At 73.2% G+C, this 25,209-nt stretch carries 21 protein-coding genes; 8 read left to right on the top strand and 13 right to left on the bottom strand.

All coding sequences use genetic code 11. The features are described from left to right. Positions 1 to 3 precede the first annotated feature (3 nt). Positions 4 to 2,085 (bottom strand): biotin carboxylase N-terminal domain-containing protein, encoded by a 2,082-nt coding sequence (locus ACIBEA_RS33550; RefSeq protein WP_399266971.1) that lies wholly within the window; start codon positions 2,083 to 2,085, stop codon positions 4 to 6. A gap of 23 nt (positions 2,086 to 2,108) precedes the next feature. Next, positions 2,109 to 3,725, bottom strand: a complete 1,617-nt coding sequence (locus tag ACIBEA_RS33545) for a carboxyl transferase domain-containing protein (protein WP_399266970.1) — start codon at positions 3,723 to 3,725, stop codon at positions 2,109 to 2,111. A gap of 91 nt (positions 3,726 to 3,816) precedes the next feature. Between ACIBEA_RS33545 and ACIBEA_RS33540 the strand changes: the two genes are divergently transcribed. Continuing rightward, a complete protein-coding gene (locus tag ACIBEA_RS33540; protein ID WP_399266969.1) occupies positions 3,817 to 4,395 on the top strand; it encodes a TetR/AcrR family transcriptional regulator in 579 nt (192 codons plus the stop codon). A 65-nt stretch (positions 4,396 to 4,460) separates the two neighbouring features. Then, positions 4,461 to 5,264, top strand: coding sequence for a phosphatase (locus ACIBEA_RS33535; protein ID WP_399267049.1), 804 nt, complete (start codon positions 4,461 to 4,463; stop codon positions 5,262 to 5,264). Between the two features lie 6 nt (positions 5,265 to 5,270). Here ACIBEA_RS33535 and ACIBEA_RS33530 read toward each other — a convergent pair whose 3' ends face one another. From ACIBEA_RS33530 to ACIBEA_RS33510, 5 genes are all read right to left on the bottom strand, one after another. Next, positions 5,271 to 6,266: a cation diffusion facilitator family transporter gene (locus ACIBEA_RS33530; RefSeq protein ID WP_399266968.1), complete on the bottom strand. Its 996-nt coding sequence runs from the start codon at positions 6,264 to 6,266 to the stop codon at positions 5,271 to 5,273. A 27-nt stretch (positions 6,267 to 6,293) separates the two neighbouring features. Next, positions 6,294 to 7,172 carry an acyl-CoA thioesterase II gene (gene tesB / locus ACIBEA_RS33525; RefSeq protein ID WP_399266967.1) on the bottom strand — a complete coding sequence of 293 codons (879 nt, stop codon included), beginning with the start codon at positions 7,170 to 7,172 and terminating at the stop codon, positions 6,294 to 6,296. Between the two features lie 18 nt (positions 7,173 to 7,190). Further along, positions 7,191 to 8,348, bottom strand: a complete 1,158-nt coding sequence (locus ACIBEA_RS33520) for an acyl-CoA dehydrogenase family protein (RefSeq protein ID WP_399266966.1) — start codon at positions 8,346 to 8,348, stop codon at positions 7,191 to 7,193. Positions 8,349 to 8,522: 174 nt separating this feature from the next. Then, positions 8,523 to 9,032: a hypothetical protein gene (locus ACIBEA_RS33515; protein WP_399266965.1), complete on the bottom strand. Its 510-nt coding sequence runs from the start codon at positions 9,030 to 9,032 to the stop codon at positions 8,523 to 8,525. A gap of 41 nt (positions 9,033 to 9,073) precedes the next feature. Continuing rightward, a complete protein-coding gene (locus tag ACIBEA_RS33510) occupies positions 9,074 to 10,492 on the bottom strand; it encodes a PucR family transcriptional regulator (RefSeq protein WP_399266964.1) in 1,419 nt (472 codons plus the stop codon). A gap of 117 nt (positions 10,493 to 10,609) precedes the next feature. On the opposite strand from ACIBEA_RS33510, the gene speB reads away from it, so the two are divergent. Both speB and ACIBEA_RS33500 read left to right on the top strand, forming a co-directional pair. Continuing rightward, positions 10,610 to 11,575 carry an agmatinase gene (gene speB / locus ACIBEA_RS33505; RefSeq protein WP_399266963.1) on the top strand — a complete coding sequence of 322 codons (966 nt, stop codon included), beginning with the start codon at positions 10,610 to 10,612 and terminating at the stop codon, positions 11,573 to 11,575. 5 nt (positions 11,576 to 11,580) lie between these two features. After that, entirely contained in the window at positions 11,581 to 13,266 is a 1,686-nt protein-coding gene (locus ACIBEA_RS33500; protein WP_399266962.1) for a thiamine pyrophosphate-binding protein, read from the top strand. 25 nt (positions 13,267 to 13,291) lie between these two features. Here the strand turns inward: ACIBEA_RS33500 and ACIBEA_RS33495 are convergent, their stop codons facing one another. Both ACIBEA_RS33495 and ACIBEA_RS33490 read right to left on the bottom strand, forming a co-directional pair. Further along, positions 13,292 to 13,636: a helix-turn-helix domain-containing protein gene (locus ACIBEA_RS33495; RefSeq protein WP_399266961.1), complete on the bottom strand. Its 345-nt coding sequence runs from the start codon at positions 13,634 to 13,636 to the stop codon at positions 13,292 to 13,294. Further along, the gene (locus tag ACIBEA_RS33490; RefSeq protein ID WP_399266960.1) at positions 13,636 to 13,968 is read right to left on the bottom strand and encodes a type II toxin-antitoxin system RelE/ParE family toxin; all 333 of its coding nucleotides are present in this window, start codon (positions 13,966 to 13,968) and stop codon (positions 13,636 to 13,638) included. Before ACIBEA_RS33490 ends, ACIBEA_RS33495 begins: the two co-directional genes overlap by 1 nt. 235 nt (positions 13,969 to 14,203) lie before the next feature. Here ACIBEA_RS33490 and ACIBEA_RS33485 point away from each other — a divergent pair, with 235 nt between their 5' ends. The 3 genes from ACIBEA_RS33485 (at position 14,204) to ACIBEA_RS33475 (ending at position 20,042) form a co-directional block, all read left to right on the top strand. Next, positions 14,204 to 17,992, top strand: a complete 3,789-nt coding sequence (locus tag ACIBEA_RS33485; protein ID WP_399266959.1) for an ABC transporter ATP-binding protein — start codon at positions 14,204 to 14,206, stop codon at positions 17,990 to 17,992. A gap of 128 nt (positions 17,993 to 18,120) precedes the next feature. Further along, on the top strand, positions 18,121 to 18,522 hold the full coding sequence (locus ACIBEA_RS33480; RefSeq protein WP_399266958.1) for a hypothetical protein: 402 nt from the start codon (positions 18,121 to 18,123) through the stop codon (positions 18,520 to 18,522). A gap of 86 nt (positions 18,523 to 18,608) precedes the next feature. Then, a complete protein-coding gene (locus ACIBEA_RS33475; protein ID WP_399266957.1) occupies positions 18,609 to 20,042 on the top strand; it encodes an aminopeptidase in 1,434 nt (477 codons plus the stop codon). Between the two features lie 103 nt (positions 20,043 to 20,145). Here the strand turns inward: ACIBEA_RS33475 and ACIBEA_RS33470 are convergent, their stop codons facing one another. Both ACIBEA_RS33470 and ACIBEA_RS33465 read right to left on the bottom strand, forming a co-directional pair. After that, a complete protein-coding gene (locus ACIBEA_RS33470) occupies positions 20,146 to 21,960 on the bottom strand; it encodes a glycoside hydrolase family 3 protein (protein ID WP_399266956.1) in 1,815 nt (604 codons plus the stop codon). A gap of 34 nt (positions 21,961 to 21,994) precedes the next feature. Next, positions 21,995 to 22,918 (bottom strand): LysR family transcriptional regulator, encoded by a 924-nt coding sequence (locus tag ACIBEA_RS33465; RefSeq protein ID WP_399266955.1) that lies wholly within the window; start codon positions 22,916 to 22,918, stop codon positions 21,995 to 21,997. Positions 22,919 to 23,000: 82 nt separating this feature from the next. Here ACIBEA_RS33465 and ACIBEA_RS33460 point away from each other — a divergent pair, with 82 nt between their 5' ends. Then, positions 23,001 to 23,957 (top strand): EamA family transporter, encoded by a 957-nt coding sequence (locus ACIBEA_RS33460; protein ID WP_399266954.1) that lies wholly within the window; start codon positions 23,001 to 23,003, stop codon positions 23,955 to 23,957. Here the strand turns inward: ACIBEA_RS33460 and ACIBEA_RS33455 are convergent. Together ACIBEA_RS33455 and ACIBEA_RS33450 are read right to left on the bottom strand one after the other, a co-directional pair. Continuing rightward, entirely contained in the window at positions 23,902 to 24,417 is a 516-nt protein-coding gene (locus ACIBEA_RS33455) for a GNAT family N-acetyltransferase (RefSeq protein ID WP_399266953.1), read from the bottom strand. The two genes, ACIBEA_RS33460 and ACIBEA_RS33455, sit on opposite strands and share 56 nt — an antisense overlap. A gap of 123 nt (positions 24,418 to 24,540) precedes the next feature. Continuing rightward, positions 24,541 to 25,074, bottom strand: coding sequence for a DUF937 domain-containing protein (locus ACIBEA_RS33450; RefSeq protein ID WP_399266952.1), 534 nt, complete (start codon positions 25,072 to 25,074; stop codon positions 24,541 to 24,543). Positions 25,075 to 25,209: the final 135 nt, after the last annotated feature.

Below are 25,209 nucleotides of genomic sequence, written 5' to 3'. Positions count from 1 at the left end.
CGTTCACTCGCCCTCCTCCTGCGCGACGGGGGTGACCACGGCCAGGACCTGGTCCATGGCGACGGTGGTGCCGGGGGTGACGTCGAGTTCGGTGACGGTGCCGGCGTGGGGCGCGGAGATGACGTGCTCCATCTTCATCGCCTCGACGACCAGGAGGCTCTGGCCCGCCTCCACCTCGTCCCCGACGGCCACCTTCACGACGGTGACGGTGCCGGGCATGGGGGCGGCGAGGGTGTCGGCCCCGGAGCGGCCGCGGCCGGTGAGGGAGGCGGTGACCGGGTCGTGGCTCTGGACGTGCCAGGTGTCGGCGTCGCGACCGAGCCAGGTCCCCTCCGGGGAGGAGGCGTGGGTGAAGCGGTGGGTGATGCCGTCGAGTTCGACGGTGAGGTGGGTGGTGGTGCGGGTGATGATCCGGCCCCGGGCCGGTGTGCTGGGGCTCTGCCCCAGACCCCGCGCCTCAAACGCCGGCGAGGCTGAGTTGGGCTCGGCGGTGAGGAGTAGCTCCGTGTCCGTGCCCGAGGGGCGGGTGCGGATCTCTACGGGGTCCGTGCCCGGGAGGCGGATGTGATGGACCGTCCAGGCCGGAGTGCCTCCCAGCCGCCATCCGTTCGGGACATCGAACGGATTGACCCACCTACCCAGCCCGTCCGGCGTTTGAGGACCGGGGTCCGGGGCGGAGCCCCGGTTCAGCAGCGCCGCCGCAAGGTACACCTCGTCCGGCACCCCCTCCGGGAGGAGCTTGGCGAGGTCGCGTTCCACCAGCCCGGTGTCGAGGTCGCCGGAGACGACGTCCGGGTGGGCCAGCAGCCTCCGCAGGAAACCGGTGTTGGTCTGGACGCCCAGGATCACGGTGTCCGCCAGTGCCCCCCGCAGCAGCCGGAGGGCACTGGCCCGGTCGGGCCCGTAGGCGATGACCTTCGACAGCATCGGGTCGTAGGTGCTGCCGACCGGCACCCCCTCGGTCAGCCCGGAGTCGGTGCGCACGGCGCCGCCGTTCGGCTCCGACAGGGCGAGCACGGTCCCGCCCGAGGGCAGGAACCCGCGCGCCGGGTCCTCGGCGCAGACGCGGGCCTCGATGGCGTGTCCGGTGAGGGTGACGTCGTCCTGCCCGAAGCCGAGGGGCTCGCCGGCGGCGACCCGCAGCTGCCACTCCACCAGGTCCAGGCCCGTCACCAGCTCGGTGACCGGGTGCTCGACCTGGAGGCGGGTGTTCATCTCCATGAAGTAGTAGGAGGAGGGGTCCCCGCCCGGAACGATGAACTCCACGGTGCCCGCGCCGACGTACCCGCAGGAGCGGGCCGCCGAGGTGGCCGCCTCGCCCATCGCCTCGCGCAGCTCGGGGGTCAGCAGGACGCTGGGGGCCTCCTCGATGACCTTCTGGTGGCGGCGCTGGAGGGAGCACTCGCGCTCGCCGAGGTGGACGACGTTCCCGTGGGCGTCCGCCAGGACCTGGATCTCGATGTGCCGCGGCCGGTCGACCCAGCGCTCCACGAGCAGGGTGTCGTCGCCGAAGGAGGACCGCGCCTCGCGCCGCGCGGCCGCGATCTCCTCGCCCAGCAGGGCCTCGTCGCGCACCAGCCGCATGCCCTTGCCGCCGCCGCCCGCCGAGGGCTTGAGCAGGACCGGCATGCCGATCTCGCGGGACGCCGCCGTCAGTTCGGCGTCGCTGAGCCCGCTGCCGGAGGAGCCCGGGACCACCGGGACGCCCGCGGCCCGTACGGTCTCCTTCGCGCGGATCTTGTCGCCCATCAGGGCGATGGCGGTGGCCGGCGGGCCGATGAAGGCGAGGCCGGCCTCGGCGCAGGCCGCGGCGAAGGCGGCGTTCTCGGCGAGGAAGCCGTAGCCGGGGTGGACGGCCTCGGCCCCGGTGCGGCGGGCGGCGTCAAGCAGCCGCTCCACCGACAGGTAGCTCTCCGCGGCGGCCGCCGGGCCGATGCGGACGGCCGTGTCGGCCTCCCGGACGTGGCGCGCGTCGGCGTCCGCGTCGCTGAAGACGGCGACCGAGCGCACGCCCAGCTGGCGGAGCGTACGGATGACCCGGACCGCGATCTCGCCCCGGTTGGCCACCAGAACAGTGCTGAACATCGAAGGGTTCCTCACGTCACACATCACATCCGGAAGATGCCGAAAGCCGAGTCGGCGAGGGGCGCGTTGGCGCAGGCGGTCAGGGCGAGCCCCAGCACCTGGCGGGTCTCCACCGGGTCGATGACCCCGTCGTCCCACAGCCGGGCGGTGGCGTAGTAGGCGCTGCCCTGCTCCTCGTACTGCGCGCGGATCGGGGCCTTGAAGGCGTCCTCGTCCTCGCCGGACCACTCCTGGCCCGCGCCCTCGATCTGGTCGCGCTTGACCGTGGCCAGCACCGAGGCGGCCTGCTCGCCGCCCATGACCGAGATCTTGGCGTTGGGCCACATCCACAGGAAGCGGGGGCTGTAGGCCCGGCCGCACATCGAGTAGTTGCCCGCGCCGTACGAGCCGCCGACGACCACGGTCAGCTTGGGGACCCGGGTGCAGGCCACCGCGGTGACCATCTTCGCGCCGTGCTTGGCGATGCCGCCCGCCTCGTAGTCCCGGCCGACCATGAAGCCCGAGATGTTCTGGAGGAAGAGCAGGGGGATGCCGCGCTGGTCGCACAGCTCGATGAAGTGGGCGCCCTTCTGGGCGGACTCGGAGAACAGGATGCCGTTGTTGGCGACGATCCCGACCGGGTGCCCGTGGATCCGGGCGAAGCCGGTGACCAGGGTCTGCCCGAACTCGGCCTTGAACTCCTGGAAGCGGGAGCCGTCGACGATGCGCGCGATGATCTCGCGGGCGTCGTACGGCGTACGGGAGTCGACCGGCACCGCGCCGTAGAGCCCGTACGGGTCAACCTTCGGCTCCTCGGGAGCCTCCAGCGACCACGGCGCCGCGGTCCGCTCCGGGAGGGTGGCCACGATGTTGCGCACGATCCGCAGCGCGTGCGCGTCGTCCTCGGCCAGGTGGTCGGTGACCCCGGAGGTCCGCGAGTGCACCTCGCCGCCGCCCAGCTCCTCGGCGGTGACCACCTCGCCGGTGGCCGCCTTCACCAGCGGCGGCCCGCCGAGGAAGATGGTGCCCTGGCCGCGCACGATGACGGCCTCGTCGCTCATCGCCGGTACGTAGGCCCCGCCCGCCGTGCAGGAACCGAGGACGGCGGCGATCTGCGGGATGCCCGCGCCCGACATGCGGGCCTGGTTGTAGAAGATCCGGCCGAAGTGCTCGCGGTCGGGGAAGACCTCGTCCTGCATGGGCAGGAAGGCGCCGCCGGAGTCGACCAGGTAGAGGCAGGGCAGCCGGTTCTCCAGCGCCACCTCCTGGGCGCGCAGGTGCTTCTTGACCGTCATCGGGTAGTACGTGCCGCCCTTGACGGTGGCGTCGTTCGCCACGATCACGCACTCGCGGCCGCTGACCCGACCGATGCCCGCGATCACGCCGGCGGCGGGGGCGGCGCCCCCGTACATGTCCTCGGCGGCCAGCGGGGCCAGCTCCAGGAACGGCGAACCGGGGTCCAGGAGGGCGTCCACCCGCTCGCGCGGGAGGAGCTTGCCGCGCGCGGTGTGGCGGGCGCGGGCCTTCTCGCCGCCGCCGAGCCGGGCGGCGGCGAGCCGGGCCCGCAACCCCTCGGTCAGCTCGCGGTGGGCGGCCTCGTTGGTCCGCCAGGCCTCCGACGCCGGATCGGCGGCGGTCGTCAGCACTGGTGCCTGCTGCATCGCTCGAGCTCCCTTGCTCGGTTAATGAGCGTTAACGCCTTACGCGCCATAGGTTAACGACCGCTAACGGCCCTGTCTAGAATGGATTCCCATGAGCACCAGAGCGGCCGCCCCCACCCGTCGCGAGCAGATCCTCAACGAGGCCGCTCGTCTTTTCGCCGAGCGTGGGTTCCACGGGGTCGGCGTGGATGAGATAGGGGCCGCGGTGGGCATCAGCGGCCCCGGCCTGTACCGGCATTTCGCGGGCAAGGAGGCGATGCTCGCCGAGCTGCTCGTCGGGATCAGCGAGCGGCTGCTGACCGGCGGCCGCCACCGGGTGGCGGAGGCCGCGGGGGACCCCGCGTCCGTGCTGGCCTCGCTGATCGACGGGCACATCGACTTCGCCCTCGACGACCGCGCGCTGATCACCGTCCACGACCGCGAGCTCGACCGGCTGCGGGAGGCCGACCGCAAGCTCGTGCGCCAGCTCCAGCGCCAGTACGTCGAGCTGTGGGTGGAGGTCGTGCGCGAGCTGCACCCGCAGGTGCCGCAGGCGGAGGTGCGGATCTGCGTCCACGCCGTCTTCGGCCTGCTGAATTCGACCCCGCACCTGGCGCAGCTGGGCCGCGAGGCCACCGAGTCGCTGCTGCGGCGGGTGGCGCACGGGGCGTTCGGGGCGCTGTCGGGATGAGCGCGTGGGCCGCGCTGCTGCGCCGGACCGGACGGAACGGACGCGTCCGGGCCCCCGGCGGCAGAATGGGGCCCATGCCGATAGAGACGCCCGTACTCAGCCGCGCCGAGCTCATCGATCACCTGGTCCGCACGCGGATCGCCGGACAGGTCGCCACGCCGCGCGAGAACAACCTCTCCCACTACCGCAAGCTCGCCAACGGCGACCGCCACTACTGGTTGGGCCTGGAGCTGGGCGACCGCTGGAGGGACGAGCAGGACGTCCTCGCGGTGATGGCCGAGCGCTGCGGGGTCGTCGACGACCCGGCGCAGCTGCACGGCCAGGACACCATCGACCCCGAGCTGACCCTCGACGCGCTCGACCGGATGGCGGCGCGGCTGCGCAAGGCCGCCCTGGACCAGCAGCGGGTGCTGTTCGCGACCGGGCACCCGGGCGGGTTGCTCGACGTGCACCGCGCCACGGCGGCGGCCCTGCGGGCGGCCGGCTGCGAGATCGTGGTGATCCCGGCCGGGCTGACGGCCGACGAGGGCTCGGTGTGGCAGTTCGCCGACGTGGCCGTGCTGGAGCGGGGGGCCACCCTGTGGCACACCCACTCCCCGAACCCGATGGCCGCGATCCTGGACGCCCTGGCCGCCGAGGGGCGGCCACAGCCCGACCTGGTCGTCGCCGACCACGGCTGGGCCGGCTGCGCCGCCCAGCGCGGCCTGGACGCCGTGGGCTACGCCGACTGCAACGACCCGGCGCTCTTCCTCGGCGAGGCCGAGGGCACCCTCCAGGTGGCGGTCCCCCTGGACGACCACGTCCGCGACCCGCGGTACTACGACCCGCTGGTGGCGTACCTGCTGGACGCGGCGGGGCTCAGCGGCTGAGGCGGGTCAGGGGCCGGGCCGGTCCGCCTCGGGGCCGGGGCCGGAGGCCGGGTCCGGGGCGGGGCGGCGCGGGGTGGGGTCCAGGTAGACGCGGCGGATCGCCGGGTAGCGCTCGCGCAGTTGCGCCTCGGCCTCCTCGCAGGCGCGCTCGACCTGCCAGGCGGCCGCCAGGTCGTGGAAGTCGATCTTCGCGGCGATCAGGACCTCGTCCGGGCCCTGCACCAGCGTGGTCAGTTCCAGCACCGCCTCGATGTGCGGCACGGACAGCAGTTCCGCGCGGACCCCGGCCCGCATCTGCGGCGGCAGCGGGCGGCCGATCAGGTACTGCGCGTTGGAGCGGCCCAGCTCCCACGCCACCCCGACCAGCAGCAGCCCGATCAGCAGCGAGGCGATCCCGTCGTACGCCCCGGAGCCGGTCAGCTGCGCGCCCAGCAGCCCGCCCGCGGCCAGGGCGAGGCCGATCAGGGCGGCCACGTTCTCCAGCAGGACCGCCTTCACCGCCGTGTCCGGGGTGTGTCTCACGTACAGGCCCAGGGGCGCCCGCATCCGGGCCGCCTCGCCCTTGACCTGGCGCCAGGCGACCAGCAGCGAGTAGCCCTCCAGGACGAAGGCCACGGCGAGGATGATGTACGAGAGGGTCGGGTCGCCCGGGTCCTCGCCGTGCACCAGGGTGTGGATCCCGTCGTACACCGCGAAGACCGCGCCGCCGACGAAGGTGGCGATCGAGGCCAGCAGCGCCCAGATGTAGCGCTCCGGCCCGTAGCCGAGCGGATGCGCCTCGTCCGCGGGCTTGGCGCTGCGCTTCAGCGAGGCCAGCAACAGCACCTCGGTCACGGTGTCGGCCACCGAGTGGGCCGCCTCGGACAGCATCGCGCTGGATCCGCTGACGATCCCGCCGACCGCCTTGGCCGCCGCGATGCCGAGGTTGGTGACCACGGCGACGAGGACGGTGGCGACGCTCTCGTCGCCGGCGCCGCCGGCGTCGTTCGGGCTGCTGGACATGAGGCGACGGTACGTCCGCCGCCCCGGCTACGCGCGCGGGACGCGCACCACGCCCTCCTGGATGACGGTGACGGCGAGCCGCCCGTCCCGGGTCCAGATCCTGGCCTGCCCCAGGCCCCGCCCGGCGGCGGCCGAGGGGGACTCCTGGTCGTACAGCAGCCACTCGTCCGCGCGGAACGGCCGGTGGAACCACATCGCGTGGTCCAGTGAGGCGCCCACGACGTCGCCGACCGCCCAGCCGCCGCGCCCGTGCGCGAGCAGGACGGAATCGAGCAGGGTCATGTCCGAGACGTAGGTGGCCAGGCAGGTGTGCAGCAGGGGGTCGTCGCTCTCCAGCTTGCCCGCGGTGCGGAACCAGACCTGCGTGCGCGGCTCGACCGGCTCGCCGACGCTGCCCCACGGCGGGGTCGTCGCGTACCGCAGGTCCACCGCGGCCCGCGCGTCGATCAGCCGCTCCACCGTGCCCGGGTCGCGGAAGACGTCCCGGTAGCGGGGCAGGGCCTCGGCCGCCGTCTCCAGGGTCTCCGGATCGGGCGCGTCCGGCATCGCGGCCTGGTGGTCCAGGCCCTCCTCGGGCGTCTGGAAGGACGCCGAGAGGTGGAAGATCGGCTGTCCGTGCTGGACGGCGACGACGCGGCGCGTGGTGAAGGAGCGCCCGTCGCGGATCCGGTCGACGGAGTAGACGATCGGCGCGCCGGGGTCACCGGCGCGCAGGAAGTACGAGTGCAGCGAGTGCGCGGTGCGGTCCTCGGGCACGGTGCGGCCGGCCGCGACCAGTGCCTGGGCCGCGACCTGACCGCCGAAGACGCGCGGTACCAGCGCCGAACGGCTGGTACCGCGGAAGATGTTCTCCTCGATCTGCTCCAGGTCGAGCAGGTCGAGGAGCGTCGTCAGTGCCTCGTTCATGGGGGAAGGGTAGATCCTTTACAGGCCCATGGACTTGGCGATGATGGACTTCATGACCTCGCTGGTGCCGCCGTAGATGCGGTTCACGCGGTTGTCGGCGTACAGGCGGGCGATCGGGTACTCGTTCATGTACCCGTAGCCGCCGTGCAGCTGGAGGCACTTGTCGATGACGCGGTGCGCGACCTCGGTGCAGAAGAGCTTCGCGGACGCGGCCTCGGCGGCGGTCAGCTCACCGGCGTCCAGGGCTTCCAGCGCGCGGTCGGACACGGCCTCGGCGGCGTCCACCTCGGCCTGGCAGGAGGCCAGTTCGAACTTGGTGTTCTGGAAGTGGGCGACCGGCTTGCCGAAGACGGTGCGGTCCGTGACGTACTGCTGCGCGAACCGGACGGCGGCCTTGGCCTGGGCGTACGCGCCGAAGGCGATGCCCCAGCGCTCGGAGGGCAGGTTGGCGCCGAGGTAGTAGAAGCCCTTGTTCTCCTCGCCCATCAGGTCCTCGACCGGCACCTTCACGTCGACGAACGCCAGCTCGGCGGTGTCGGAGGTGCGCAGGCCCAGCTTGTCGAGCTTGCGGCCGATGGAGTAGCCCTCGGACTTGGTGTCGACGGCGAAGAGGGAGATGCCGAAGCGGCGGTCGTCCTCGCGCGGGGAGGAGGTGCGGGCGCAGACGATCACGCGGTCGGCGTGGACGCCACCGGTGATGAAGGTCTTGGAGCCGTTGAGGACGTAGTGCGTGCCGTCCTCGGAGAGCTTGGCGGTGGTCTTCATGCCCGCGACGTCGGAACCGGTGCCCGGCTCGGTCATCGCGAGGGCCCACATCTCCTCGCCGGAGACGAACTTCGGCAGGTAGCGCTTCTTCTGCTCGTCGGTGCCGAGCATCTTGATGTAGGGGAGCGCGAGCAGCACGTGCACGCCGGAGCCGCCGAAGTTCACGCCCGCGCGGGAGGTCTCTTCGTAGAGGACCGCCTCGAACTTGTGCGTGTCCAGGCCCGCGCCGCCGAACTCCTCGGGCACGTTGATGCCGAAGACGCCCAGCTCGCCGAGCTTGTAGTAGAAGTCGCGCGGCGCCTGGCCCGCCTGGAACCACTCGTCGTAGACCGGAACGACCTCGGCCTCGATGAAGGCGCGGATGGTCTCGCGGAACGCCTCGTGGTCCTCGTTGAAAACGGTACGGCGCACGGGCCGGCCCTCCTTATTGCGGCTAAACCGCCGCCGCTCTCGCGGAGGTGGTTGCGCGCCGTCGTGGTTGCTCAATCGATGGCTGAGCGCTAAGCGCTTGCTCAGATAAGTTACTGGTGGGTTGTGCTCCGTGTCCAGAGTGAGGCCGGGCACGCCGTCCGTGCCGATCGCGCGCTAGAAGCCGTTGCAGACGGCCGAGGCGAAGGGGCCCATGGCGCTCGCCGTGATCGGCGGGTCGTCGTCGACCGTGACCGAGCAGGTGGCGGCCCCGCCCTGGGCGCCCAGCGTGACGACGAGCGAGCCGCCCTTGGCGAAGCCCTTCGTGGTGAGGACCTTCGTCCACGGCAGGTTCTGGCCGCCCACCTGGCTGGTGGAGGCGCTGCCGTCGTGCCAGGTCGAATAGGTGATGGTCACGTCCGTGGCCTTGCCGGTCGCCGCGTAGGTGACCCGGGCGGGCCGGCCGGCCTCCTTCTGCACCTCGCCGACGAAGACGGCGAAGAGGGCCGCGCAGCCGCCGAGCAGCAGCAGGAAGAGGCCGAGCAGCACCCACGGCCAGCGGCGGCGCCTGCGCGGCGCGGGCGGGGGCGGCGGGTACGGGTACCCGCGGAGCGGCTCGCTCCGGGGGGCGTCCCGGGGGCCCCATCCCCGCGGATCGGGTTCTGGCGAACTGTTCGATCGGCTCATGTCACCAGCGTCACCCCGGTCGGCCCGGTCCTCCACTCCGGTCAGTCCTCCACCCCGGCGTGCCGCAGCGCGAACCACAGCTCCATCCGGGTGTCCGGATCGTCCAGGTCGAGCGCCAGCAGGGTCGCGCACCGGGCGATGCGCTGGCGGACGGTGTTGCGGTGCACGCCCAGGGCCGCCGCGCTGCGGTCCCAGCTGCCGTGGTGGGCCAGCCAGGCGCGCAACGTCGCCGCGTGCGCCGGGTTCAGCGGGGCGAGCAGTGCCTCGGCGTGCGCGCGGGCCTCCGCAGGGTCGAGCAGGGCCGCGATGCCGCCGGGGGCGTGCCGGGCCAGCGGGACGCGGGCCGCCTCGGCGCGCTCCAGGGCCCGCCGCGCCCGGGCTCCGGCGGTCCGCAGCCCCGCGGGCCCGGCGGGCTGGGCGACCCCGAGCCGCCAGCCGGGCTGCGGGGTCGGGTCCCGGTCGGTGAGCAGGCGCACCCCGTCCTCGCCCGGGTCCAGCAGTACGGTGCCCAGCGCGGCGGCCAGGGCCCGCGGATCGCCGGCGCCGCGCGCGTGGACGGCGTACCAGGGCCCGGCCCCCAGCGCCCCGTCCGGATCCCCGTCGAGCAGGAGCCGGGTCAGGGCGGCCGTCTCCGGGCCCGGCGGGCGGTGCGCGGTCAGCAGCGTCAGCAGCACGGCGGCCACCGAGGCGATGGTGTGGTCCCCGGGGGCGCGGCCGGGCGCGGCCAGCGCCAGCACGGGCACGAGCGCGGCCCCGGGCGCCGCCCCCGGGCGGCCCAGGGCGTGCACCGAGAGGTGCAGCCCCTCGTGGGTGTCGGTCGCGGTCGCGGCGGCGGGACCGCCGGCCCCGGGGCCGTTCCCCGCGACGCGGGCGGCCAGCGCGGTCAGGGCCGCGAGCACCCCCGCGGGCGCGGGGCGGCCCGCCGCCTCCCGGACCCCGTCCGCGCTCACCAGTACGGCGTGTCCGTCCAGGACGCCGGCCAGCCGGGACAGTACGGCCGGTACCGGATCGGGCCGGGCCGCGGCGGCGGCCAGCGCCTGCTGGGCCTCGGTGATCCGGCTCAGCTCGCGGGTACGGGCCCGCGCCATCAGCCGCCACACGGCGCGGGCGACCGCGGTGAACGGAGTCCCGGCGGGCACCTCCAGCAACGGCAGCCCGTGCCGGTCGCAGGCCGCCACCAGCTCCGGGGGCACGGTCGCGTGCACCGGGGTCACGCCGAAGCCGAGGGCCGCCGTACCGGCGCGGGCGAGCCGGGCGACGTACGCGTCGGGGTCCTCCAGCGCGGCGCCCGCGGTGAGCAGCAGCTCGCCGCCCAGCAGGTACGGCGAGGGGTCGGCCATCTCGGAGGCGTGCACCCCGTGCACCTCGGCCCCGGCGGGCCCGGCGAGGTGGCGCAGCCCCAGCTCCCGCTCCGGCAGCAGTGCGCCGAGCGGGACCGGCGGAGTGGGCGGGGCTTCCATGGATACTCCGTACATATCGGGGATGCTCGATGGATGGAACGTACACTCCGCGCGCCCGGGGTGTCCGTCTACGCTCGAAGCACCGCACTCGCAGGACCTCCAGGAAGGGCACCCCCCATGAGCACGCAGCCGCGCGGCCCCGTCGACTCCTCCCGCATCCCGCGCTACGCGGGCCCCGCGACCTTCGCCCGACTGCCCCGCCTGGACGAGGTCGGCGGCAAGGCGGACGTCGCCGTGGTCGGCGTGCCCTTCGACTCCGGCGTCTCCTACCGCCCCGGCGCCCGCTTCGGCGGCAACGCCATCCGCGAGGCCTCGCGCCTGCTGCGCCCGTACAACCCGGCGCAGGACGCCTCCCCCTTCGCCCTCGCGCAGGTCGCCGACGCCGGTGACATCGCGGCGAACCCCTTCAACATCAACGAGGCCGTCGACACGATCGAGGCCGCGGCCGACGAGCTGATCGGCAACGGCTCCCGCCTGATGACCCTCGGCGGCGACCACACCATCGCGCTGCCGTTGCTGCGCTCGGTGGCCAAGAAGCACGGCCCGGTGGCGCTGCTGCACTTCGACGCGCACCTGGACACCTGGGACACGTACTTCGGCGCCGAGTACACGCACGGCACGCCCTTCCGCCGGGCCGTCGAGGAGGGCATCCTCGACACCGAGGCGCTCTCGCACGTCGGCACCCGCGGCCCGCTCTACGGCAAGCAGGACCTGGACGACGACGCCAAGATGGGCTTCGGCATCGTCACCTCGGCCGACGTCTACCGCCGCGGCGCCGACGAGGTCGCCGACCAGCTGCGCCAGCGCATCGGCGACCGCCCGCTGTACATCTCGATCGACATCGACGTGCTGGACCCGGCCCACGCGCCCGGCACCGGCACCCCCGAGGCGGGTGGCATGACCTCCCGCGAGCTGCTGGAGATCATCCGCGGCCTGTCGTCCTGCAACCTGGTTTCCGCCGACGTGGTCGAGGTCGCCCCGGCGTACGATCACGCGGAGATCACCTCGGTCGCGGCCTCGCACACCGCCTACGAGCTGACCACCATCATGAGCCGTCAGATCGCGCAGGCGAAGGGCAAGTAAGCACCGTGACGCACGACCACGACCTGGTACTCCGCCCCACCGAAGCCCAGAAGACGGCCGCGCTCGCGCCGCCGCCGGGCCGGACCGGCGGGGACCTGGTCGTGGAGACGCTGCGCTCGCTCGGCGCGACCACCGTCTTCGGCCTGCCGGGGCAGCACGCACTCGGCACCTTCGACGCGCTGGGCCGCTCCGACCTGCGGCTGATCGGCCTGCGGGTGGAGAACAACGCGGCCTTCGCGGCCGACGCGTACGGCCGCCTCACGGGCGAGGCGGTCCCGCTGCTGCTGTCCACCGGGCCGGGCGCGCTGACGGCCCTGCCCGCCCTGGCGGAGGCGGCCGCCGCCTCCGCCCCGGTCGTGGCCATCGCCTCCCAGGTGCCGAGCGCGGGCCTGGGCGGCGGGCGGCGCGGCCACCTGCACGAGCTGCGGGACCAGGCGGCGTCCTTCCGGGACGTGGTCAAGTCGGTGCACGAGGCCCGCACCCCGTCCCAGATCCCCTCCGTGATCGCCGCGGCCTGGGAGTCGGCGCTGACCGCTCCGCACGGCCCGGTCTGGGTGGAGATCCCGGAGGACGTGCTGCGCGCCGAGACCATCGTTCCGCAGGTCACCGGCGTGGACGCGACCCCGCACGACCTCGCCCCGCGACCGGAGCTGACCGCGCTGGCCGCGCACTGGCTGGAGCGCGCCGAACGGCCGGTGATCATCGCGGGCGGCGGGGTGGTCCGCTCGGACGCCGCGAAGAAGCTGCGGGAGCTGGCCGAGCGGCTGAACGCGCCGGTCGTCACCACCTTCGGCGGCAAGGGCGCCTTCCCCTGGAACCACCCGCTCTCCCTCCAGTCCTGGCTGGAGGACCGCCACATGACGGACTTCCTGGAGGACGCCGACGTCCTGCTGGTCGTCGGGTCGGGCCTCGGGGAACTCTCCTCGAACTACCACACGTTCTTCCCGGAGGGCCGGGTCGTCCAGATCGACGCGGACCTCGGCAAGCTGGAGTCCAACCACGCGGGGCTCGGCATCCACGCAGACGCGCGGCTCGCGCTCCAGGCGCTGCTGGAGACGGTGTCCGAGCGCCCGGATCCGGGCGCGCCGGAGCGGGTGCGCGCGGTGCTCGCCGCCGTGGCCGAGCGCCTGTCCACCCAGGACGTGGCTCTGGAGCAGTCCCTGCTGGCCTCGATCAGGGCCGCCCTCCCGGCGCGCTCGCCGTCCTTCTGGGACATGACGATCCTGGCCTACTGGGCCTGGTCCGCCTTCGACCCGAAGCACCCCAACACGATGCACTCGGCCCAGGGCGCGGGCGGCCTCGGCTACGCCTTCCCGGCCGCCCTGGGGGCCTGCGCGGCCGAGCCGGACACCCCGGTCCTGGCCGTCTCGGGCGACGGCGGCGCGATGTACTCCCTGGCGGAGTTGGCCACGGCCCGCCAGTACGACCTGGACGTGACCTGGCTGATCGTCGACGACGGCGGCTACGGCATCCTGCGCGAGTACATGAGCCAGTCCTTCGACGGCCGCACCACGGGTACGGAGCTCACCCGCCCCGACTTCGTCGCCCTGGCGGAGTCCTTCGGCGTCCCGGCGGCGACGACCACCCCGGACTCCCTGCGCGCGGACCTCGCGAAGGCCCTGTCCACCCCGGGCCCCTCGGTCCTGGTCCTCCCGGCCACCTTGAAGATGTTCGCCCCGACGCACGTGTGAGCGGCGCGGCACGTCCGGGTGGAGCTCAGGCCGCTTCGTGGTCGTGGGCGGTGAAGACCACGTGGGAGGTCTCACCGGCCAGCCGCAGGTTCAGCTCCGAGTCCATGGCCCGGGCGAGGCGCGCCAGCAGCGGCACCGTCGGCACGGTGCCGCCCAGCTCCAGTTTGGAGATCTGCGGCTGGGTCATGGTCGCCCGCCGGGCCAGCTCGGTCTGGGAGATGCCCAGCTCGGTCCGCCGGTCGTAGACGGCCTGGCCGAGTTCGAATGCCAGCCGGATCTCCTCCCGGCGCCTGGTGATTTCCGGGCCCTCCGAGAGACCTGCGGCGATCTCCTTGTCCCGGGTGAGCTTCCAGCGTGCGTGGCTGACCATTACGACACTCCGCCCTTCATGTCACGGATGTAGACATCGGTTGCAGGCCCGTGTTCGGCCTTGCAGTGTTGCTTAGCGAATGTGGCTCGGGCCACTTCGCGCTCCTCGCGCTGCCTCGTCTTGCGGAAGACGGTCAGCAACACGATCCGCCGGTCGGGGGCGAGCCAGTACGAGATGCGTACCGAACTCCGATCGTGACCGAGGTCGAACCGGAGTTCGCGCACCCCGTCGCCGAGATGGCGTGAGTACGGCTCGCCGAGTGTGGTCGGGTTGTCCAGCAGGAGCCCGACCACGTGCTCCGCTACCAGATAGTCCGTGTCCGAAAGGTTCATCAGTCAGAGCCGGACCTCCGGCTCGATCTCGATGTCGAATGGCTCATCCATGCAGCAGAACGTATAGACAGCTCAGTATATGGCCGTCGGGAACAGGCTGATAGTCCCCCGAAAGGGTGCCGGGCGGTCGCGAGGCTGACGTCATGCCTGTTCGATTGTTGCGGCGGGATGAAATCCGCCGGTCGCAGCGTTGGCGCTTCCGGCAGGACAGGCAGGACGGACGGGGAGGCACCACGTGGCGGCGGCGGAGAAACAGGGCCAGGGCTGGGGCAAGCGGCTGATCGGCTACACCTGGCGCTACAAGGCCAACGTGCTGCTGGCGCTCGGCTCCTCGCTCGGCGGCATGGCCGTCATGGCGCTGGTCCCGCTGGTCACCAAGGTGATCCTCGACGACGTCATCGGGGACAAGAGCAAGCCCATGGCTCCCTGGGCCGGGATGCTCATAGGCGCGGCCCTGATCGTCTACGTGCTGACCTACATACGCAGGTACTACGGCGGGCGGCTCGCCCTCGACGTGCAGCACGACCTGCGCACCGACATGTTCGCCACCATCGGCCGCCTCGACGGGCGCCGCCAGGACGAGCTGTCCACGGGGCAGGTCGTCGGCCGCGCCACCAGCGACCTCCAGCTGATCCAAGGGCTGCTCTTCATGCTGCCCATGACCATCGGCAACTTCCTGCTCTTCGGGATATCCCTCGCGATCATGCTGTGGCTCTCGCCGCTGCTGACCCTCGTCGCGCTGCTCATGGCCCCCGCCCTCTGGTTCATCGCCAAGCGCAGCCGCAAGAAGCTCTTCCCCGCCACCTGGTACGCCCAGAGCCAGGCCGCCGCCGTCGCCTCCGTCGTCGACGGGGCCGTCACCGGCGTCCGCGTCGTCAAGGGCTTCGGCCAGGAGGAGCAGGAGACCGGCAAGCTCCGCGACGCCGGCCGCCGCCTCTTCGCCGGGCGGATGCGCAGCATCCGGCTGAACTCCCGCTACACCCCCGCCCTCCAGGCGGTACCCGCCCTCGGGCAGGTCGCGATCCTGGCGCTGGGCGGCTGGATGGCCACCAAGGGCCAGGTCACCCTCGGCACCTTCGTGGCCTTCTCCACCTACCTCGCCCAGCTCGTCGGCCCCGTACGGATGCTCGCCATGATCCTCACCGTCGGCCAGCAGGCCCGCGCCGGTGCGGAGCGGGTCTTCGAGCTCATCGACACCGAGCCGGTGATCCAGGACGGCACGCACGCCCTGCCCACCGACGCGCCCGCCACCGTCGAGTTCGAGGACGTGCGCTTCGGCTACGACGCCGAGCGCCCGGTGCTCGACGGCTTCGCCCTCTCGATCGAGGAGGGCGAGACCGTCGCCCTCGTCGGCGCCTCCGGCAGCGGCAAGTCGACCGTCTCCCTACTCCTGCCACGCTTCTACGACGCCGACCACGGCACCGTCCGGGTCGGCGGGCACGACGTGCGCGAGCTGACCTTCGACTCGCTGCGCGACGCGATCGGGCTGGTGCCCGAGGACTCGTTCCTCTTCTCCGACAGCATCCGCGCGAACATCGCCTACGGGCACCCCGGCGCCACCGACGAGCAGGTGCTGGCCGCCGCCCGCGCCGCCCAGGCCGAGGGATTCATCGACGCCCTCCCCGCCGGTTTCGACACCTTGGTCGGCGAGCAGGGCCTGACCCTCTCCGGCGGCCAGCGCCAGCGCATCGCGCTCGCCCGCGCCATCCTCACCGACCCCCGGCTGCTGCTCCTCGACGACGCGACCTCCGCCGTCGACGCCCGGGTCGAGCACGAGATCCACGAAGCGCTGCGGGCCGTCATGGCCGGCCGCACCACCCTGCTCATCGCACACCGCCGCTCCACCCTCGCGCTCGCCGACCGGATCGCCGTCCTGGACCACGGCCGGCTCTCCGACATCGGTACGCACGAGGAGCTGGAGCGCCGATCCGCCCTCTACCGGCGGCTGCTCACCGATCCGGACGCGCTGGGCGCGGGCTCCCCGCGGACGCCCGAAGCGCCCGTGATGGCGGAGTTCGAGCGGGACATCGAGCGGGACATCGAGCGGGACATCGAGTTCGAGGCCGAGATCGACTCCGAGCCCGTCAACGCCAAGCGCCGGGTGGCCGGCGGCATCACCCCCGAGCTCTGGCAGCGCCAGGAGCGGGCGGACGAGAAGACCACCGCCCCCACCGGGATGCCCGCGACCCCCGAGCTGCTCGCGCAGGTGGCCGCGCTGCCGCCCGCCGACGACGTCCCGGCGGTGGACGAGGCCCGCGCCGCCTCCACCGAGGACAGCTACAACCTGCGCCGCCTGCTGCGCGGCTTCTGGGCACCGCTCGCGATATCCCTGGGCCTCGTCGCCCTCGACGCGGGCTCCGGGCTGTTGCTGCCGATCCTGATCCGGCACGGCATCGACCAGGGCGTCGAAGCCGCCGCGCTGGGCGCCGTCTGGGCGGCGTCCCTCCTCGCGCTCGGCGTCGTCCTGGCCCAGTGGGCCGCGCAGTTCGCCGAGACCCGGATGACCGGCCGCACCGGCGAGCGCGTGCTCTACGCCCTGCGCGTGAAGATATTCGCCCAGCTCCAGCGCCTCGGCCTCGACTATTACGAGCGCGAGCTGACCGGCAAGATCATGACCCGGATGACCACCGACGTCGACGCCCTGTCCAGCTTCCTGCAGACCGGGCTGGTCACCGCGGTCGTCTCCGTCCTCACCTTCTTCGGCATCCTGATCGCCCTGCTCGTCCTCGACGTCGAGCTGGCGCTGATCGTCTTCGCCACCCTGCCCCTGCTGGTCATCGCCACGATCGTCTTCCGCCGCCGGTCGGTGGCCGCCTACGAGCTCGCCCGCGACCGGGTCGGCCTGGTCAACGCCGACCTCCAGGAGTCGGTGGCCGGGCTGCGCATCGTCCAGGCGTTCCGCCGGCAGGCCAGCGGGTCCGTCCGCTTCGGGGAGCGCAGCGACTCCTACCGCCAAGCCCGCGTCCGCGGGCAGTGGCTGATCTCGGTCTACTTCCCCTTCGTCCAGCTGCTGTCCTCGGGGGCCGCGGCCGCCGTGCTGATCGTCGGCGCCGGACGGGTGGAGGCCGGCACGCTCACCACCGGCGCGCTCGTCGCGTACCTCCTCTACATCGACCTGTTCTTCGCCCCCGTGCAGCAGCTCTCCCAGGTCTTCGACGGTTACCAGCAGGCGACCGTCTCGCTCGGCCGGATCCAGGGCCTGCTGCGGGAGCCCACCAGTACCCCGCTGCCGGCCGAGCCCCGCACGGTCCCCGAACTGCGCGGCGAGATCGCCTTCGAGGGGGTCCGCTTCGAGTACGGCACCGCCGAGGAGCGCGGGGCGAAGGAACCGGCGCTGGCCGGGATCGACCTGCGCATCCCCGCCGGGCAGACCGTCGCCTTCGTCGGCGAGACCGGGGCCGGGAAATCCACGCTGGTCAAGATGGTGGCCCGGTTCTACGACCCGACCGCCGGCCGGGTCACCGCCGACGGGGTGGACCTGCGCGAGTGGGACCTGACGGGTTACCGCCACCGCCTCGGCGTGGTCCCCCAGGAGTCCTACCTCTTCCAGGGGACGGTGCGCGACGCCATCGCCTACGGGCGGCCCGGCGCGAGCGACGCCGAAGTGGAGGGCGCCGCCCGCGCGGTCGGGGCGCACGACATGATCGCGACGCTGGACGGCGGCTACCTGCACGCCGTCGCCGAGCGCGGCCGCAACCTCTCCGCGGGCCAGCGCCAGCTGATCGCCCTGGCCCGCGCGGAGCTCGTCGACCCGGACGTCCTGCTCCTCGACGAGGCCACCGCAGCCCTCGACCTCGCCACCGAAGGCCTGGTCAACCAGGCCACCGACCGCCTCGCGGGCAAGCGCACCACGCTGGTGGTGGCCCACCGGCTGACCACCGCCGCGCGCGCCGACCGGGTCGTGGTGATGGACCACGGCCGGGTCGTCGAGGACGGCACCCACGCCGAACTCCTGGCCCGCGGTGGCCGCTACGCCCGTCTGTGGCGGACCTTCGTCGGCGAGGACGAGCGCGCCGCGGCCTGACCCCGCGGCGGCGAGCCGCCCCGCCCCCGCGCACCGGCCCCCCGGACGTGGTTGCCGCCTGCAACCTTCCGGGGGGTCCGTGCGTCGTACGGAGGCGTACGTCGTACGTACGGCCGATGGGGGTAAGCGTGTTCGGGTTGAGGGGTGGGGCGGGTCGGGAGGTCAGGGCCGCGGGGGTGTTCTCGGCGGGGCTGCTCCTCGCGTCCGGCGTGCTGTCGGCGGCGCCGCCGGCGCAGGCGGCGACCGGTGGCTGTCCGGGCCAGCTGGCCCGGACCGTGGACTTCGCCGGGGGCGAGGTCCGCGTGTACAAGACCCATGCCCAGGTGTGCGCGGTGACCGTGCCCGCGCGCCCGGGGGCGCGGACGTGGATGTCGGTGAGCGTGCAGCCGCGGGGCGGGGTGCCGGTCCGCGACGAGGGTCGTTTCACCCGGTTCGCCGGGCCCGTCACGGTGCCCGCCGTGAGCCGCTGCGTGTATGTAAAGGGGCAGGTGGGGTCGGAAGCGGTCGGCTCCGGCTGGATCCTGTGCTGAGAGGGAGGCCCAACGCCCCCTGTTCGAGCGTGCGTTGATCCCGCTAGGTTCACCGGTACCGCAGTGAACTCAAGGGGAGGGTGAGAATGCACAAGGCGCTCAGATGGCTGTTGTCGTTCGTGGTGCTGATCGGCACCATGGGCGCGGCGGGCGTGACGGCACAAGCGGCCACCGCCGCCGGGCCGACCGCCGCCACGGACATCAAGGACCGGATCCTCGCGATTCCGGGGATGACCCTCATCGAGGAAAAGCCGTACACCGGATACCGGTTCTTCGTATTGAACTACGAGCAGCCCGTCGATCACCGGCAGCCGTGGAAGGGCACCTTCAAGCAGCGGTTGACCCTGCTGCACAAGGACACGTCCCGCCCCACGGTCTTCTTCACCTCCGGGTACAACGTCAACACCAGTCCGCGCCGCAGCGAGCCGACGACCATCGTCGACGGCAACCAGGTGTCGCTGGAGTACCGCTTCTTCACCCCGTCCCGCCCCGACCCGGCCAACTGGTCGAACCTGGACATCTGGCAGGCGGCCAGTGACCAGCACCGCATCTTCACCGCCCTCAAGAAGATCTACACCAAGAACTGGCTGGCCACGGGCGGCAGCAAGGGCGGCATGACGGCGACGTACTACGAGCGCTTCTACTCCCACGACATGGACGGGGTCGTCGCCTACGTCGCCCCCAACGACGTCGTCAACAAGGAGGACTCGGCCTACGACCGGTTCTTCACCAAGGTCGGCACCAAGGAGTGCCGCGACAAGCTGAACGCGGTGCAGCGCGAGGCGCTGGTGCGCCGCGTGCCGCTGGAGGCCAAGTACGCGGCCGCCGCCGTCGAGAACGGCTGGACCTTCACCACCGTCGGCAACATCGACAAGGCCTACGAAGCCGTCGTCCTCGACTACACCTGGGCCTTCTGGCAGTACAGCCTGCTGGCCGACTGCGCGGGCATCCCGACCGCCGCGACCGCCACCGACCAGCAGATCTGGGACACGGTGGACGCGATCTCCGGCTTCTCCGCCTACGCGGACCAGGGCCTGGAGACGTACACGCCGTACTACTACCAGGCGGGCACCCAGCTCGGTTCGCCCGACATCAAGCAGCCGCACCTGGCCGGGCTGAGCCGCTACGGCTACCAGCCCCCGCGCAACTTCGTGCCCCGCGACATCCCCATGACCTTCCAGCCCGGCGTCATGGCCGACGTGGACAACTGGGTGCGCAACAACGCCCAGCAGATGCTGTTCGTGTACGGGCAGAACGACCCGTGGGGCGCCGAGCCCTTCCGTCTCGGGTACGGGGTCCGCGACAGCTACGTGATGATCGCCCCCGGGGCCAACCACGGCGCCAACGTGGCCAAGCTCCAGGAGGGTGAGAGCAAGCTCGCCACCGCGAAGATCCTGCAGTGGGCCGGGGTCGCCCCCGCCGCCGTGCAGGCCGACCCGAACAAGGCGGCCCCGCTCGCCCGGGCCGACGCCCAGCTCGACAAGCGCGACCTGGAGCGCGAGCCGCAGCTGCGGCCGTGACCCGGTGAGCCGGTGAGGCGGCGATTCACCTGACCCGGTGAGCCGTCCGCTCCGGTGACTCCTCCGCCCCCGCGGGCCCGTCGGCCCGCGGGGGCGGACGCGTTCAGTACGTCAGCCCGTGCCCCAGCGGCCAGCGCCCCGGCACCGGTACCGGGAGCCGGCCCGTGGGCCGGTGCGCGCCCGCGACCACCCGTGCGGCGGCCCGCAGTTCCCCCTCGCCCCAGGAGTACGTCGCCAGCGCGGCGGCGACCGGCGGCAGCCGGGCCGGGTCGTACGGATTGCGCAGCGCCACCGTCACCACCCGGGCGCCCGCCGCCACCAGGTCCCGCACCAGGGCGTAGGGGGCGCTCGCGGCGCCCTCCGGGACGTTGTGGGTGCACACCAGCACCACGTCGTGGTCCGGTGCGGCGGCCACTGCCCGCTCGGGCGCCGTCGCGGTCGTCGTGAAGCCGAGCGCCCCCAGCTCGCGCGCGAGGACGGTCGTCGGCTGTCCGCCGGTGCCGGTGGGCGAGGCCGGATCGGCGCCGGTGACCAGCAGCTTCGGGTAGCGCACCGGATCCAGCGGCAGCAGCCCCTGGGTGTTGGCCAGCAGGGTGGTCGTGGCGGCCGCGATCCGATCGGCCTCGGCGAGGTGCTCCGGGACGCCCACCGCCGTCGCGACCTGCACGGGGTCCACGAAGGGGTTGGCCAACAGCCCCCGGCGTTCCTTGAGCCGCAGGATCCGCAGGACCGATTCCTCGATCCGGGCCTCGGTCAGCTCGCCCGAGCGGACCGCCGCCAGCACGCTGCGGTAGGCGAGTCCGAGGTCCGGCGGGTTCAGCAACTGGTCGCATCCGGCCTTCAGGGCGAGTACCGGCACCCGGTCGTCCCCGTACTTCTGCCGGACCCCGGCCATCCCCAGCGAATCGGTCACCACCACCCCTTCGAAGCCGAGGCGTTCGCGCAGGATGCCCGTCACGATCGGGTGCGAGAGGGTCGCCGGGTCCCCGGCGGGATCGAGCGCGGCGAAGACGATGTGCGCGGTCATCACCGCGTCCACGCCCGCCCCGACGGCCGCCCGGAACGGCGGCTCGTCCAGCTCCTCCCACTCGGCGCGGGTGTGCCGCATCACCGGCAGCCCGATGTGGCTGTCGGTGTCGGTGTCCCCGTGGCCGGGGAAGTGCTTGACGGTGGCGGCCACCCCGGCGCCCTGGTAGCCGCCGACCTGGGCCGCGACCAGCGCCGCGACCGCCGGCGGAGCCGAGCCGAAGGACCGTACGCCGATCACCGGATTGGCCGGGTTCACATTCACGTCGGCGACCGGGGCGTAGTCCTGGCGGACTCCCATCGCGGCCAGTTCGGTGCCCGCGATCCGCGCGGCCCGCCGGGCGCCGTCGGCCGCGGCTTCGGCGCCCGCGCCGGTGGCCGCGCCCAGGGCCATCGCTCCCGGCAGTTGGGTCGCGGGACTCCCGATCCGGTTGACGGCCCCGTGCTCCTGGTCGGTGGAGAGCAGCAGCGGGATGCCGTCCCCGTCGGCGCCGGCGGCGCGCTGGAGTTCGTTCGACAGCTCGGCGACCTGGCGCGGGGAGCGGATGTTGTGCGCCCAGCCGAAGTAGATGATCCCGCCCAGGTGGTAACGGGCGATCAGCTCGGCCGCGGTGCGCACCCCCAGCTCGGCCTCGAAGGTGTCGGCGTCGGCCGGATCGGGCGCTGTCGCGGAATGCCCGTAGATCCGGCTGACGAGGAGCTGCCCGACCTTCTCCTCCAGGGTCATGCCGGCCAGCAGTCGGGCCACCAGCTCCCCGGGCGCGGGCGTGGGCCCGCGGCCCCGCGGGGCGCCCTGCGCCCGGCGGGGGAGCGCGGCGGCGGCTCCGGTGACGGCTACGGCGGCCACGGCGGCGGCGGACAACAGGGAGCGGCGGGACGCGTGGTTCGGCACCCGGGCACGCTAACGCCGCGCGCCCCCGCGGCGGCTAAGGACACTCGCCGGGTCCCCCGGACGTGGTGGCCCAGTGTTCCTGGAGGGTGCGGACGGCCTCCGTGATGGCCGGCCGCCGGGCGGCACCGGCCCGCCACAGGGCGTGCACCCTGCGCACGGGCGTCGGGCGCAGCGGGACGGCCACGGCGCCGGGCGGCAGCGGGCCGGTGCCCAGGCGCGGCACCACCGCGACGCCCAGGCCCGCCGCGACCAGGGCCACCAGGGTGTGGTTCTCCTCGGCGACGTGCACGACGTTCGGCTCGGCGCCGACCGCGCGCAGCGTGCGCACCAGCCAGTCGTGGCAGACCCGGCCGGGCGGCTGGCAGATCCAGCGCTCCCCGCCGAGGTCCGCGCGCCGCACGACGGACCGGGCGGTGAAGGGGTGGCCCGCGGGCACCAGCAGGTCGCAGTGGTCGTCGCCGATCACCGCCTGCTCGACCCCCTCCGGCACCGGCAGCGGCGCGATGTCCCAGTCGTGGGCCACCGCCAGGTCGGTGACGCCCCGGGTCACCAGGTCCACCGAGAGGTGCGGGTCGACCTCGGTCAACCGGACCTCCAGGGCCGGGTGGCGATCGGCGAGTTCGGCCAGCACCCCGGGCAGCAGTCCGCGCGCGGCGGAGGCGAAGGCGGCCACCCGCAGCAGCCCGCTGGGCCGCCCCCGCCGCTCCTCCAGGGTGGTCTCGGCCCGCTCCACGATGCCCAGCAACTCCTGGGCGGTGGAGGCCAGGTGGCGGGCCTCCTCGGTGAGCGCGACACCGCGGCCGCGGCGCTCCAGGAGCGTGGTGCGGGTCTCCCGTTCCAGCTTGGCGATCTGCTGGGAGACGGCGGAAGGGGTGTAGCCGAGGGCGGCTGCCGCGCCCGCGACGGAACCGTGGACGGAGACGGCGTGCAGGGCGCGGAGCCGGGACAGGTCGAGCATGCTCAAAGCGTAAGCGCTGCTTCATCCAACGGGGAAGAGATCATCGCTGGTGCTACATGGTTCCAGCGTCGATGCTCTTCTCATGCGTCCCGTACACACCGCCCTGGCCGTCCTCGTGGCCGCCGTCTGGGGCTTCAACTTCGTCGTCATCCAGATCGGGCTCGACCACTTCCCGCCGCTGCTGCTGTCCGCCCTGCGCTTCCTCGTCGCGGCCGTGCCCGCGGTGTTCTTCGTGGGGCGCCCCAAGGTCGCCTGGAAGTGGGTCCTGGGGGTCGGGGTGGCCCTGGGCATCGCGAAGTTCGGGCTCCTCTTCACCGGCATGGCCGCCGGGATGCAGGCCGGGCTGTCCTCGCTGGTGCTCCAGGTGCAGGCCGTCTTCACCGCCGTCCTCGCCGCCGTCGTGCTGCGCGAGCGGCCCGGGCGGGTCCGGCTGGCCGGGATGGGCGTCGCGCTCGCGGGCATCGCCGTCGCGGCCGTGGACCGCGGGACCTCGGCGCCCGTCACCGCCTTCCTGCTGGTGGTCGCGGCCGCCGCGTGCTGGGGGGTGTCCAACGTGCTGACCCGCAAGGCGGCCCCGCCCGACGCGCTGAACTTCATGGTGTGGGTGTGCACGGTGCCGGTGCTGCCCCTGTTCGGCCTCTCGCTGCTGGTGGAGGGGCCCGAGCGGGACCTCGCCGCGCTGCGCGCCCTGGACTGGTCCGGGGCGGCCGTCATCGGCTACGTCGCTTGGGTGTCCACCGTCTTCGGATTCGGGGCCTGGGGCTACCTGTTGCGCCGCTACCCGGCCTCGTCGGTGGCGCCGTTCTCGCTGCTGGTGCCGGTCTTCGGGATGTCCTCGGCGGCGCTGGTGCTGGGCGAGGGGATCTCGCCCCTGCGCTGGCTGGCCGCGGCGCTGCTCGTCGGCGGGGTCGCGGCCACCTCGCTGGCCCCGGCGCGGGGCGCCCGTTCGGCCACCCGTACGGTCCGCGGCGCCCCCGCACCGCTCAGTGCGGCGGGTCCTCCTGGAGCGGCAGTCGCCAGTCCTGTCCGGTCAGGGTGACGCCGTACGAACGGTGCTCGCGCTCGGCGACCAGGGTGAAACCGGCGCTCTGGTAGAGGGAACGGGCCCCGGTCAGGACGTCGTTGGTCCACAGCACCAGCTCGCGGTAGCCGACCGAGCGGGCGAAGTCGATCACCGTGTCCACCAGCAGCGCGCCGGTCCCGCGGCCGCGGCCCGCCGGGTCCACCAGGAGCAGGCGCAGCCGGGCGGTGCCGGGGGCCGGATCGCGCACGCACATGACCGAGCCCACCGGGCGGCCGTCCGACTCGGCGATCCAGACGCGTTCTAGGTAGGGGTCGTGGTCCTGGGCGAAGTCCGCGACGATCCTCGCGACCAGCCCCTCGAACTCGCTGTTCCAGCCGTACTCGGCGGCGTAGAGGGCGCCGTGGCGCTGCACGATCCAGCCCAGATCGCCGGGTTCCGGAGGGCGGAGTACTACCTGCGTGCCGGACGTGTCCATGGCGTCCGAGGATACGGCGCGGCGCGGCGCGGAGCCGGGGAACGGGGGTTTCCGGCTCCGCGCCGCACCCGTATGTCCGGATGCGCCGTACGGGTGAGGCGGCGGGGCCGCGGTGAGGGGGAGTTACTTCTTGCCGCCGCCGAGGATCTGGCCCAGCAGGTCGCCGAGGCCGCCGCCGCCCGGTGCCGCGCCGGGGGCCGCGCCAGTGGCCGGGGCGCCCGAGGCCTGGGGAGCGCCCGCGCCCTTGCCCGCCGCGCGCTTGGCGAAGACGGCCAGCAGCACGGGGATCAGCAGCTCGATCACCCGGGCGACCGTGGGGGCGGGGATGCCGGTCTTCTTGGAGACGGCCGCGGCGACGGGCTTGCTCACCTTGGCCAGCACCCCGGCCATGATGCCGCCGCTCAGCAGGCCGCCGCCCAAGGTGGCCACCCCCTGGAGCGGGGGCTCGCTCACCTCGGCGAAGGCCTGGCGGACCTCGTGGCCGTCGTCGTCGTCCGTGTCGGCCTTCTGCTGGAGGTCACCGGTCATCGCGCCGACGGTGGTGGCGATCGTGTCGCGCGCGCCCGTGGCGTCGGTGCCGAGCAGACCCGCGATCTCGGTCAGCTTGTCGTCGCCCAGCTCGTTGATCACGTCGTCCTGGAAGGAAGGTTCGCTCATGACTGAAACGCTACGTCTGTCGTGTTTTGCCGGCACCTCGGGTAACGGAACGATAAAGCCTCGCATCTCTGTGCAACCGTCCGGCCGGGTCGAGGGTCGTATGGTGCGTCGGAACTTCCGGGAGGGGATCTGGGG

This window comes from Streptomyces sp. NPDC051555, from assembly GCF_044454405.1.
Lineage (GTDB): Bacteria > Actinomycetota > Actinomycetes > Streptomycetales > Streptomycetaceae > Streptomyces.
Note: the sequence above shows the minus strand (reverse complement) of the source record. Positions and strands in the feature narration are given on the sequence as shown.

Coding starts and splice junctions, on each gene's coding strand:
- ACIBEA_RS33550 (WP_399266971.1), bottom strand. CDS start 2,085: ATGTTCAGCACTGTTCTGGTGGCCAACCGGGGCGAGATCGCGGTCCGG.
- ACIBEA_RS33545 (WP_399266970.1), bottom strand. CDS start 3,725: ATGCAGCAGGCACCAGTGCTGACGACCGCCGCCGATCCGGCGTCGGAG.
- ACIBEA_RS33540 (WP_399266969.1), top strand. CDS start 3,817: ATGAGCACCAGAGCGGCCGCCCCCACCCGTCGCGAGCAGATCCTCAAC.
- ACIBEA_RS33535 (WP_399267049.1), top strand. CDS start 4,461: ATGGGGCCCATGCCGATAGAGACGCCCGTACTCAGCCGCGCCGAGCTC.
- ACIBEA_RS33530 (WP_399266968.1), bottom strand. CDS start 6,266: ATGTCCAGCAGCCCGAACGACGCCGGCGGCGCCGGCGACGAGAGCGTC.
- tesB (WP_399266967.1), bottom strand. CDS start 7,172: ATGAACGAGGCACTGACGACGCTCCTCGACCTGCTCGACCTGGAGCAG.
- ACIBEA_RS33515 (WP_399266965.1), bottom strand. CDS start 9,032: ATGAGCCGATCGAACAGTTCGCCAGAACCCGATCCGCGGGGATGGGGC.
- ACIBEA_RS33510 (WP_399266964.1), bottom strand. CDS start 10,492: ATGGAAGCCCCGCCCACTCCGCCGGTCCCGCTCGGCGCACTGCTGCCG.
- speB (WP_399266963.1), top strand. CDS start 10,610: ATGAGCACGCAGCCGCGCGGCCCCGTCGACTCCTCCCGCATCCCGCGC.
- ACIBEA_RS33495 (WP_399266961.1), bottom strand. CDS start 13,636: ATGGTCAGCCACGCACGCTGGAAGCTCACCCGGGACAAGGAGATCGCC.
- ACIBEA_RS33490 (WP_399266960.1), bottom strand. CDS start 13,968: ATGAACCTTTCGGACACGGACTATCTGGTAGCGGAGCACGTGGTCGGG.
- ACIBEA_RS33475 (WP_399266957.1), top strand. CDS start 18,609: ATGCACAAGGCGCTCAGATGGCTGTTGTCGTTCGTGGTGCTGATCGGC.
- ACIBEA_RS33465 (WP_399266955.1), bottom strand. CDS start 22,918: ATGCTCGACCTGTCCCGGCTCCGCGCCCTGCACGCCGTCTCCGTCCAC.
- ACIBEA_RS33460 (WP_399266954.1), top strand. CDS start 23,001: ATGCGTCCCGTACACACCGCCCTGGCCGTCCTCGTGGCCGCCGTCTGG.
- ACIBEA_RS33455 (WP_399266953.1), bottom strand. CDS start 24,417: ATGGACACGTCCGGCACGCAGGTAGTACTCCGCCCTCCGGAACCCGGC.
- ACIBEA_RS33450 (WP_399266952.1), bottom strand. CDS start 25,074: ATGAGCGAACCTTCCTTCCAGGACGACGTGATCAACGAGCTGGGCGAC.